Origin of the sequence: Chryseobacterium sp. SIMBA_038 (genome assembly GCF_046535115.1) — a bacterium.
Lineage (GTDB): Bacteria > Bacteroidota > Bacteroidia > Flavobacteriales > Weeksellaceae > Chryseobacterium.
Map to the genome: position 1 here is coordinate 1 of NZ_JAWRXH010000290.1, position 256 is coordinate 256.

Annotated in this window: 1 protein-coding gene; it reads right to left on the reverse strand. The window is 34.8% G+C overall.

Going from position 1 to position 256, the window contains the following annotated elements; all coding sequences use genetic code 11:
- Window positions 1-58 precede the first annotated feature (58 nt).
- The coding region (locus SB689_RS23605) for a hypothetical protein (RefSeq protein ID WP_410694474.1) at window positions 59-256 on the reverse strand (198 nt) is incomplete at its 5' end.

Here is a 256-nt window from a genome sequence, read left to right on the forward strand (position 1 = left end):
CTCAATGTCAAGATCTACCAGAGATCATCCCTCTTATCCATCAATCACTTTCTTTACCCTAAAGTTGTAATACAGGACGTAAAAAGGGAGCTCTGGTAAGAAATAAAAAAGGAAAGATATAAGGCTCATTTGTTATAAAAGCATACAATTTTAAAAGCATAAAAGCGGTAAAGCATTTTACCTCTTGTCCGACCTCCACCTTTCCAAAGAATATAGTTAACCCAGCAAGCAGAAAAACACATCTATTTGAAAATAG